Genomic DNA, 9,512 nt, shown 5'->3' on the forward strand with positions numbered 1-9,512 from the left:
TGTCACCGAGGCCGTCGAGCGCGGGGAGCTCCCCGCGCTCGACGGCCTCGGTGACACAGTCGGACCACTCCTTGATCCGGATCGCGTAGAAGCGGTGCAGGGCCCGAGCCGTGCGCTCGTCGCAGGTCGCCGCCGCGATCACGGAGCGGAACAGGGCGCCCTGGCGCGGGTCGGTGAGGGTCTTGAGCACGAGCCGGGCGTTGGCCCTGAGGTCCTCGGCCAGCGAGCCGGTCGCCGTGCGCGGGGAGGACTGCTCGGCCATGTCGTCGAGCAGATCCGCGATCAGCCCGGTGGGGCTGGACCAGCGGCGGTAGACGGTCGTCTTGCCGACCTCCGCGCGGCGCGCGACATCGGCGAGATCGAGGCGGTCGAAGCCGTGCTCGGCCAGCGCGTCACCCGCCGCGCGCAGGACGGCCTCCCGGACCCGGGCGGTGCGCCCACCGGGCCGGACCGTGCCGGGTTCCACACCCTCAGACGTCATAACGGGTCTCCAGTTCCATTACTGCGCTCTCCTCTGCTACGGTCGCCCCATCTTAACGGAACTACAGAACCGTTAAAACCTCCGTCCGAAGAAGGGCAACCATGTCCGCACCCAGCCAGACCCCGTCACGCGCCACCGGCAGTGCCCCGGCCACCGCGGCTCCGCCGGTGGCCGCACCCCGTATGACCGGCCGGCAGAAGCTCGTCCTCGCTCTCCTCCTCGGCGCCCAGTTCATGATCGCGGTGGACTTCTCGATCCTGAACGTCGCCCTGCCGGTCGTCGGCGAGGGGCTCGGCTTCGCCCTCCCGGACCTGCAGTGGATCGCCACCGCGTTCGCCCTGGCCGCCGCCGGGTTCACGCTCCTGTTCGGCCGTGTCGCCGACCTCGTCGGGCGCAAGCGCGTCTTCGTGGGCGGGATGGTCGTCCTCGGCCTCTCCTCGGCCCTGGGCGGGCTGGCGACCTCCCCCGGCGTACTGCTCACCGCCCGTGTCTTCCAGGGCCTCGCCACCGCGGCCGTCACCCCGGCCGGACTCGCCCTGCTGACCGCGGCGTTCAAGGAGGGCCCGCTGCGCGAACGCGCTCTGGGCCTCAACGGGGCACTGATGTCCGCCGGGTTCACGGCGGGCGCGATCCTCGGCGGACTGCTCACCGATCTGCTCTCCTGGCGCTGGGCCTTCTTCGTCAACGTGCCCGTCGCCGCACTCGTCGTCGCCCTGGCCCCGTCCGTCATCACCGACTCGCGTCCGGCCGCACGTCCCCGCCTCGACGTGCCCGGAGCCGCGACCGTCACCGGCGGACTGCTGCTCCTGGTCTACGGACTCACGCAGGCCGGCGCGACCGGCTGGACCGCGCCCGCCACCCTGGCCGTGCTGCTCGCCGGTGCCGCGCTGCTCATCGGCTTCTGGTTCGTCGAGAAGAGGGCCGCCGCGCCGCTCGTCCCCGTACACATCCTCAAGCGCCGCAGCGTCATCTGGGGCAACGCCACCGGCCTGATCGCCTTCGTCACCGAGACCTCGCTGGTCTTCCTGCTGACCCTCTACCTCCAGGAAGTCCTCGGCTACTCGCCCCTCGCCACCGGCCTCGCCTTCGGCGTCCTCGGCATCGGCACGGTCATCGGCGGCACCCTCGGCGGCCGCGCCGTCGGCCGCTTCGGCAACCGGGCGACCATCGTCACCGGCGGTATCGTCCAGGCCGCCGCCACCCTCTCCCTGGTCGCGCTCGGCACTTCCGGGACTTGGATCTGGCTGCTGCTGGCGGCCACGTTCGTCGGCGGTGTCGGCAACATGCTGATGATCGTCGGCTTCATGGTCACCGCGACCTCCGGACTCCCCGACGACGAGCAGGGCCTGGCCACCGGCCTCGCCACGATGACCCAGCAGGTCGGCATCACGCTGGGCATCCCGGTGATGAGCGCCGTCGTCACCGCCCGGATGTCCGGCCTCGGCGACAGCGGCCCGCACGCCGTCCTGTCGGGCGTCGCGGTCGCGATCCTGGTCAACTCCGCGCTGGTCCTGGCCGGGGCGCTGCTCGCCGGCGGCTTCCTCGGTCGCCGGCGCGCGGGCCGGTATCCGCGCCCGGAACGGCCCTGACCTGAACTGGAGAGCACCGCTTGACAGTTATTCCTGGGTGGTGATTGTCTCCGAGGGAGATCCGATGCTCAACGCGTCGGTGTTGGCGGAGTGGACGCCGAAGTTCCTGCGGATGGTGATGAGCCCGGGCCTGCCAGGGTGGGCAGGGTCGGCGCCACCGGGATGCGGGGGCGTCATGGGCACCGAGGCCGCACACAGCGTGGAGCTGGCCGTACATCCTCAGGGCGAGCTGGGCTCGCTGCGGACCTGGCTGACTCTGGCCCTGCCTCCGGGAGCGGAGGTCCGCCGGACTCCCGGAACGCCGGGCCCCGGCGAGCAGGGCGCGTTCGATGTGCTCAGCGTGCTGGCCGCCAGCACCGGACTGGTCACCGTGATCAAGATCCTGCCGCAGTACCTGCGGGCGAAGCGCAGCGACATTTCCGTCACGGTGTCGGTGCGGGGGAAGAAGGTGACCGTCGACGCCACCAACGTCGAGGAGGTCATGCCGATCCTGGAGCGGCTCCTCGATGACTGACCAGCGGCCACTGCACGACTACGGGCGCTCGCGAGCCGTGCTGATCGGCACGTGGGACTACACGCATCTCACCTCGGTCGCCGCCGCGCGGCACAGTCTGAACCGGATGTACCGGCTGCTCACCGGCCCGCGCTGCGGCTGGCCGGAGGACCGGGTGGCGGTGCTGCCCAACGAGCCGGGCCCGGGTGATCTGTCCGACCGTCTGCTCGACCTGTTCGAGGACACCACCGACGTGGCGCTGTTCTACTACGTCGGGCACGGCCAGATCGACGACGAGGACCAGCTCTGTCTGGGCCTGATCGGCTCCCGCACCGAGCCGCACCGGCGGGCGACCACGAGTCTGCCGTTCACCGCCGTACGCCGGGCCATGGGCTACAGCCGCGCCGCCACCAAGGTGGTCATGCTCGACTGCTGCTTCTCCGGGCTGGCCACCCACCGCGACCACGCCCTCGCCGGTTCCCCCGAAGAGGTGCTGGAGCGGGCCTCCCGGACCGGCGCCTACACCATGACCGCCAGCAGCGCCGATGCCACCGCCTGGTACGAGGCCGACGCGCACGCGGCGCAGCCGCAGACCTATTTCACCAAGTACCTCGCCGACCTGGTCGACGCGGGCGTTCCCGGCCAGCCGGCCGGGCTGAAGCTGCACCCGCTGTTCTCCCAGCTGCACGACAACCTCGCCCGCGACCGCCGGCCCATCCCCCAGGAGCGCAGCGTCGACGCGGCCCGGGACTTCGTGTTCGCGCACAACGCCGCGCCACCCGAGAAGATCGTCGACCCTGCCGAGGAACTCGCCGCAGTGGGCCGGAAGCTGGCCGAGGCCGAGGCCAGGGAGCGAGCGCTGCAGGCGGAAGTCCTGCAACGTATCCGCGAGTTGGAGGAACTGCGCGAGCAGACCCGCCTCGACCGGGCCGGACCGGAGGCCGAGCGGCTGCGCACGGCGGAACGGCGGCTGCTGGGCGCCGCCGCGCAGCAGGGGGCGGCCCACGCCGCACGCCAGCAGGCCGCCGGGGACCTGCTCAGGGGCGCCGCCGAGCGGTCCGCCTCCGCCATAGCGGGCATCGACATCATCGAGCACCGCCTCCCCAACGGCTTGCGCGTGCTGCTCTCCGAGGACCACAACACCCCGGTCGCCGCCGTGAACGTCTGGTACGACGCCGGCTCCCGCCACGACCCCAGGGGCCGTACGGGCCTGGCGCACCTCTTCTGCATGCTGATGTTCCAGGGCTCGGCCCAGGTCAGGGACAACGGCCACTTCGAGCTGGTGCAGCAAGCCGGCGGTTCGCTCAACGGCACCACCAGCTTCGAGCGCGCCAACTACTTCCAGACGGTGCCCGCCCACCAGCTGGAGCTCGTGCTCTGGCTGGAGGCCGACCGGATGGGCTCACTCCTCGCCGCCGTGGACGACAGCGTGCTGGAGCGCGCACGCGACGTCGTCAGGAACGAACGCCGCCAGCGGTACGACAACGTCCCCTACGGAGACGCCTTCGAGCGGCTGGTCGAGCTGGTCTATCCGCAGGGGCATCCCTACCGGCACACCCCCATCGGCTCCAACGCGGACCGGGACGCGGTGACTCTGGAGGAGGCACGCGACTTCTTCCGTACGTACTACACCCCCGACAACACCGTGCTCTCCGTCGTCGGCGACATCGACCCCGAGCAGACCCTGGCCTGGGTGGAGAAGTACTTCGGGTCCATTCCGGCCAACCACCACCGGCCGGTGCCGCGTTCCGGCGCGCTCCCCGAGGACACGATGGCGGGCGAACAGCGCCGGCACCTGGTCGAGGACGTGCCCAACCGTGCCCTGATGGCCGCCTACCGGATGCCGCACGACGGCACCCGCCTCTGCGACGCCGCCGACCTGGCGCTCACCGTCCTGGGCGGTGGCGAGTCCAGCCGCCTCCACAACCGGCTGGTGCGCCGCGACCGGCTCGCCGTCGCGGCCGGGTTCGGCCTGCTGCGGCTCGTCGGGGCGCCCTCCATGGCCTGGCTCGACGTCAAGGCCGTCGGCGATGCCACCGCCGGGGAGGTCGAGGCCATCGAGGCAGCCGTCAACGAGGAGCTGGCCCGATTCGCCGCCGAGGGCCCCCTGCCCGACGAGTTGGAGCGCGCCCAGGCCCAGCTCGAGCGCGAGTGGCTGGACCGGCTGGGAACGGTCGCCGGGCGGGCCGACGAGTTCTGCCGTTACGCCGTGCTCTTCGGCGATGCCCAGCTCGCCCGCAGCGCGCTCGGCAACCTGCTCGACATCACGGCCGAGGAGGTCCGTGACGTCGCCGCGCACTTCCTGCACCGGGAGAACCGTGCGGTGCTGACGTACGAGCCTCTTGCGGATGGCTGGTATCAATCGGCCGGCCGGGCCGAGGCCTGAGAACGGGCCGGCCTCGGGGCGCAAAAGACCGCACCCGGCCCGCTCGGACGCCGTTCTCGGCGACCGGCGGGACCGGGTGCGGGCGGGTAGGCGACATGACCAGCGAAATCGCGGGTCAGACGGCCTAACCAGAGATCAAGCCTTCTTGGTCTCCCAGAAGATCTTGTCGATCTGGGCAATCAGGTCCAGAGCCTTCTGGCCGGTCGCCGGGTCGTTCGAGCCCTTGGCCGCGGAGAGCGCCTTCAGGGTGTCGTTGACCAGCTGGTGCAGCTCCGGGAACTTCTCGAAGTGCGGCGGCTTGAAGTAGTCGCTCCAGAGCACCGAGACGTGGTGCTTCGCGAGCTCGGCGCGCTGTTCCTTGATCAGGATCGCGCGAGTGCGGAAGTCCGCGTCCTCGTTGGCCTGGTACTTCTCCTGGACGGCCTTGACGGACTCCGCCTCGATGCGGGCCTGGGCCGGGTCGTACACGCCGCAGGGGAGGTCGCAGTGGGCGCTGACCTTCACCTTGGGGGCAAACAGGCGGGAAAGCATGGAGCTGTCCTTCCTCGTGATCGTCTTCTCAGGTGGGACATTACTCCGTGAGAGGCGCGAAATAGTGGGTGCCCCCATGGGCTTAGGCCAAAAGTCCAGGGTGAGGATGGGACCAGTGGCCGAATGTACGGAACGCTGTGGTGGACGGTGTACTGGACGGACGGGGAGGTGCCGGAGAGATGCGGGAGGTGCCGGAGAGATGCGGGAGGTGCCGGAGAGATGCGGGAGGTGCCGGAGGTGCCGGAGCTGACCGATGAACAGCCCGCACGGGGGCTGGCGCGGGTGCCGTTCCAGGTGGTGGAGGTGACGGGGCCCTCGATGGTGCCCACGCTCCACCACGGGGACTGGCTGCTCGTGCGGTACGGGGCGCCGGTGCGCCCCGGTGACGTGGTGATTCTGAGACATCCGTTCCAGCAGGACCTGCTGGTGGTCAAACGGGCCGTGGAGCGGCGGCCCGGCGGCTGGTGGGTGCTCGGTGACAACCGGTTCGCGGGCGGCGACAGCACGGACTACGGGACCGTGCCCGAGGAGCTCGTGCTGGCCAGGGTCCGGGCGCGCTACCGGCCGCTGACGAAGGATCAGCGTTCGCTGCGCGGAGTGGCGGGCTGGGCGGTCTCCGCGCTGCGGCCGGTCTCGGCGGCGCGCTCCGTCTCCAGGCGCTTGCGGGCCCGGTAGGCGGCGACGTTGGCGCGGGTCGCGCAGCGGTCCGAGCAGTAGCGGCGGGAGCGGTTGGTCGAGGTGTCGAGGTAGGCGTTGCGGCACGGTGCCGCCTCGCACAGGCCGAGCCGGTCCACGCCGTACGAGGTGAGGTGGAAGGCGAGGCCCATCGCCGCGGTCGCGGCGTAGCCCGCCGTGGCGTTGGACGGATGGTCGGCCAGGTGCATGTGCCAGTCCGGCTTTCCGTCCGCGTCCCGGATGTCGTGGCCGGAGATCTGCGGGCTGACCGGGAACTCCAGCAGCAGTGAGTTGAGCAGGTCCACGGCCAGCGTCTCGTCCCCGCCGTCGGCCGCCTCGAAGACCGAGCGGAGCCGTGCCCGGACGGACCGGAAGCGGGTCACGTCCGCGTCGGTCGCCCGGCGGGCGGCCTGCCCGTTGACGCCGAAGAGCTCGCGCACCGCGTCGACCGAGGTGAGGGCGTCCTTGTTGCGGGCCGGCTCCTCGGTGTTGACCAGGCGCACGGCGTAGTCCGAGTAATAGGCCAGTTCCACTTGTAGTCCTTACGGCGTCGGTCTAAAGTCGGTGCGGCGATGATGTAATGGGCTTCTCTGGGTCCAGGCTATTACATAGGAGGGTTTCGGGTGACGGAGACAGCGCGGGGTACCGACTGGCAGGCCTGGCAGAAGAGCTGGGACCGGCAGCAGGAGTGGTACATGCCCGACCGCGAGGAACGCTTCCGCGTGATGCTCGACATGGTCGGGGCCCTGGTGGGCCCCGAACCGCGGGTGCTCGACCTCGCGTGCGGTACGGGAAGTATTACGGACCGGCTCCTTGGGCGGTTCCCGAAGGCGACCAGCACCGGGGTCGACCTCGACCCGGCACTGCTCGCCATCGCCCGTGGCTCCTTCGCCGGCGACGAGCGCGTCACCTTCGTCACCGCGGACCTCAAGGACCCGCGGTGGACGGAGCGGCTGCCCCATGACTCGTACGACGCGGTCCTCACCGCCACGGCGCTGCACTGGCTGCACAGCGAGCCGCTCGCCGTTCTCTACGGGCAGCTCGGCGGCCTCGTCCGGGACGGTGGGGTGTTCATGAACGCCGACCACATGACCGATACGGACACCCCCCGGATCAACGCCGCCGAACGCGCCCACCGGCACGCCGTCATGGACGCGGCCAAGGCCGGCGGCGCCCTGGACTGGGCGGACTGGTGGGCACTGGCCGCGAAGGACCCGGTGCTCGCCGGGCCGACCGCCGAGCGGTTCAGGATCTACGGCGAGCACGCGGACGGCGACACGCCGTCCGTGCGGTGGCACGCGGACACGCTGCGCGCGGCCGGCTTCGGTGAGGCGCGGGCCGTCTGGTCCTCGCCCTCGGACAGCCTGGTGCTCGCGGTGAAGTAGCGGCAGCATCCCGGCAGGGGCGGCGCGGACTACGGTCCGGGCCGCCCCTCCCGTTTGCGTGAGCTGCTGGGGCGGGCCGCCGAGGACGCCGGGCGGCCGGTCATCAGCACGGAAGTGGTCCACGCCAGGGCGGCCCGGGTTGCCGTCATCATCAAGCGCGCGGGGGCCGCTGCTCAAGCCCCCGCCGCTGACGCGGGCACAGCTGCGGAAGCTGCTGCCGGAGAAGTAGCGCGTGGACGCGCCAGAGGGCGGTCCGGACCGGTGGGTCCGTACCGCCCTCTCGTACGCCGGTCCGGTCACCGGACCCGCGGTACCTACAGGACCTTGGACAGGAACGACTTCGTCCGGTCGTGCTGCGGATTGGTCAGGACGTCGCGCGGGTGGCCCGACTCGACCACCACGCCGTCGTCCATGAAGACCAGCGCGTCCCCGACCTCACGGGCGAAGCCCATCTCGTGGGTCACGACGATCATCGTCATGCCGTCCTCGGCGAGACCGCGCATGACGTCCAGGACATCGCCCACCAGCTCCGGGTCCAGCGCCGATGTCGGCTCGTCGAAGAGCATCAGCTTCGGCTCCATGGCCAGTGCGCGGGCGATGGCCACCCGCTGCTGCTGTCCGCCGGAGAGCTGTGAGGGATAGTTGTTCGCCTTGTCGGACAGGCCGACCCGGTCCAGCAGCTGGGTCGCCCGCGCGCGGGCGACGGTCTTGGACTCGCGCTTGACCTGGACCGGAGCCTCCATGACGTTCTCGATCGCCGTCATGTGGGGGAACAGGTTGAAGCGCTGGAAGACCATGCCGATGTCCCGGCGCTTCAGGGCGACTTCGCTGTCCTTGAGCTCGTAGAGCTTGTCGCCCTTCTGGCGGTAGCCCACCAGCTCGCCGTCGACGGACAGCCGGCCGGCGCTGATCTGCTCCAGGTGGTTGATGCACCGCAGGAAGGTCGACTTGCCGGAACCGGACGGGCCGATCAGGCAGAAGACCTCACGCGGGGCGACCTCCAGGTCGATGCCCTTGAGGATGTGTGCGGCGCCGAAGGACTTGTGGACGCCCTCGGCCTTCACCATGGCGGTCATGCCATGCCTCCGTTCGGGCGGCCCAGTGACAGCAGGTTGGTCCGGATCTTCTGCATCGGGGTGGGCGGCAGACTGCGGCTGGAGCCGCGGGCGTAGTACCGCTCCAGGTAGTACTGCCCGACGCTCAGCACCGAGGTCATGATCAGGTACCAGGCCGCGGCGAGGAAGTACATCTCCACCGGGGCCCCGGAGGCCTGCCCGATGTCCTGGGCGTACTTGAAGAGTTCGTAGAACTGCACGGCGGCCACCAGGGAGGTGGTCTTGAGCATGTTGATGACCTCGTTGCCCGTCGGCGGCACGATCACCCGCATGGCCTGCGGGATCACGACGCGTCGCAGGGTCTTGCCGTGGCTCATGCCCAGTGCGTGGGACGCCTCCGTCTGGCCCTCGTCGACCGAGAGCAGACCGGCCCGGCAGATCTCCGCCATGTACGCGGCCTCGTTGAGGCCGAGGCCGAGCAGCGCCGTCAGCAGCGGCGTCATGAAGCTCGACCAGTAGTCCTTGTAGATCGGCCCGAGGTTGATGTACTGGAAGACCAGGCCCAGGTTGAACCAGACGAACAGCTGGACCAGGACCGGCGTACCCCGGAAGAACCAGATGTAGGACCACGCGATCGACGAGGTCACCGGGTTCTTCGACAGGCGCATGACGGCCAGCAGGATGCCGCCGACCACGCCGATCACCATCGACAGGCAGGTCAGCAGCAGGGTCTGGCCGACCCCCTTGACGATGCGGTCGTCGAAGAAGTAGTCCGGGACCGCACCCCAGTTGATCTTGCCCTGGCTGAAGGCGTAGATGATCGCGACGAGTGCGGCGATGGCGACGGCCGCCGAGACGTACCGGCCGTAGTGCCGGACCGGGATGGCCTTGATCGCCTCAGGGCCGGCCGCCGGGGT

At 70.5% G+C, this 9,512-nt stretch carries 10 protein-coding genes and 1 pseudogene; 6 read left to right on the forward strand and 5 right to left on the reverse strand.

Annotation, left to right across the window (positions count from 1 at the left end; all coding sequences use genetic code 11):
- Positions 1 to 481, reverse strand: a 481-nt coding sequence (locus J1C73_RS19200; RefSeq protein WP_207317489.1) for a TetR/AcrR family transcriptional regulator, incomplete at its 3' end; no start/stop codon positions are given.
- A 101-nt stretch (positions 482 to 582) separates the two neighbouring features.
- Between J1C73_RS19200 and J1C73_RS19205 the strand changes: the two genes are divergently transcribed.
- The 4 genes and pseudogenes from J1C73_RS19205 (at position 583) to J1C73_RS35020 (ending at position 4,949) form a co-directional block, all read left to right on the forward strand.
- Positions 583 to 2,070 carry an MFS transporter gene (locus J1C73_RS19205; protein ID WP_207317490.1) on the forward strand — a complete coding sequence of 496 codons (1,488 nt, stop codon included), beginning with the start codon at positions 583 to 585 and terminating at the stop codon, positions 2,068 to 2,070.
- A gap of 64 nt (positions 2,071 to 2,134) precedes the next feature.
- Positions 2,135 to 2,584: an effector-associated constant component EACC1 gene (locus J1C73_RS19210; RefSeq protein ID WP_207317491.1), complete on the forward strand. Its 450-nt coding sequence runs from the start codon at positions 2,135 to 2,137 to the stop codon at positions 2,582 to 2,584.
- A pseudogene (locus J1C73_RS35015) lies at positions 2,577 to 3,302 on the forward strand (caspase family protein); the annotation flags it as partial. The gene J1C73_RS19210 and the pseudogene J1C73_RS35015, both read left to right, overlap by 8 nt.
- Positions 3,303 to 3,596: 294 nt before the next feature.
- Positions 3,597 to 4,949 (forward strand): M16 family metallopeptidase, encoded by a 1,353-nt coding sequence (locus J1C73_RS35020; protein ID WP_242644396.1) that lies wholly within the window; start codon positions 3,597 to 3,599, stop codon positions 4,947 to 4,949.
- 135 nt (positions 4,950 to 5,084) lie between these two features.
- On the opposite strand, the gene sodN is transcribed toward J1C73_RS35020, so the two are convergent.
- On the reverse strand, positions 5,085 to 5,480 hold the full coding sequence (gene sodN, locus J1C73_RS19220; RefSeq protein ID WP_123461603.1) for a superoxide dismutase, Ni: 396 nt from the start codon (positions 5,478 to 5,480) through the stop codon (positions 5,085 to 5,087).
- A gap of 219 nt (positions 5,481 to 5,699) precedes the next feature.
- Between sodN and sodX the strand changes: the two genes are divergently transcribed.
- Complete coding sequence (sodX, locus tag J1C73_RS19225; RefSeq protein WP_207317493.1) at positions 5,700 to 6,155, forward strand: nickel-type superoxide dismutase maturation protease; 456 nt, start codon at positions 5,700 to 5,702, stop codon at positions 6,153 to 6,155.
- Here sodX and J1C73_RS19230 read toward each other — a convergent pair.
- Positions 6,059 to 6,688: a CGNR zinc finger domain-containing protein gene (locus J1C73_RS19230; RefSeq protein ID WP_123461604.1), complete on the reverse strand. Its 630-nt coding sequence runs from the start codon at positions 6,686 to 6,688 to the stop codon at positions 6,059 to 6,061. The genes sodX and J1C73_RS19230 overlap by 97 nt on opposite strands.
- 90 nt (positions 6,689 to 6,778) lie before the next feature.
- On the opposite strand from J1C73_RS19230, the gene J1C73_RS19235 reads away from it, so the two are divergent.
- A complete protein-coding gene (locus J1C73_RS19235; protein ID WP_207317494.1) occupies positions 6,779 to 7,540 on the forward strand; it encodes a class I SAM-dependent methyltransferase in 762 nt (253 codons plus the stop codon).
- Positions 7,541 to 7,854: 314 nt separating this feature from the next.
- Here the strand turns inward: J1C73_RS19235 and J1C73_RS19240 are convergent, their stop codons facing one another.
- Both J1C73_RS19240 and J1C73_RS19245 read right to left on the reverse strand, forming a co-directional pair.
- Positions 7,855 to 8,616, reverse strand: a complete 762-nt coding sequence (locus tag J1C73_RS19240; RefSeq protein WP_123461606.1) for an amino acid ABC transporter ATP-binding protein — start codon at positions 8,614 to 8,616, stop codon at positions 7,855 to 7,857.
- A partial coding sequence (locus J1C73_RS19245; RefSeq protein WP_207317495.1) for an amino acid ABC transporter permease occupies positions 8,613 to 9,512 on the reverse strand: 900 nt, incomplete at its 5' end. The genes J1C73_RS19240 and J1C73_RS19245, both read right to left, overlap by 4 nt.

The organism is Streptomyces laculatispora, assembly GCF_017353455.1.
Classification (GTDB): domain Bacteria; phylum Actinomycetota; class Actinomycetes; order Streptomycetales; family Streptomycetaceae; genus Streptomyces; species Streptomyces laculatispora.

Coding starts and splice junctions, on each gene's coding strand:
- sodX (WP_207317493.1), top strand. CDS start 5,700: ATGCGGGAGGTGCCGGAGGTGCCGGAGCTGACCGATGAACAGCCCGCA.
- J1C73_RS19210 (WP_207317491.1), top strand. CDS start 2,135: ATGCTCAACGCGTCGGTGTTGGCGGAGTGGACGCCGAAGTTCCTGCGG.
- J1C73_RS19240 (WP_123461606.1), bottom strand. CDS start 8,616: ATGACCGCCATGGTGAAGGCCGAGGGCGTCCACAAGTCCTTCGGCGCC.
- J1C73_RS19205 (WP_207317490.1), top strand. CDS start 583: ATGTCCGCACCCAGCCAGACCCCGTCACGCGCCACCGGCAGTGCCCCG.
- sodN (WP_123461603.1), bottom strand. CDS start 5,480: ATGCTTTCCCGCCTGTTTGCCCCCAAGGTGAAGGTCAGCGCCCACTGC.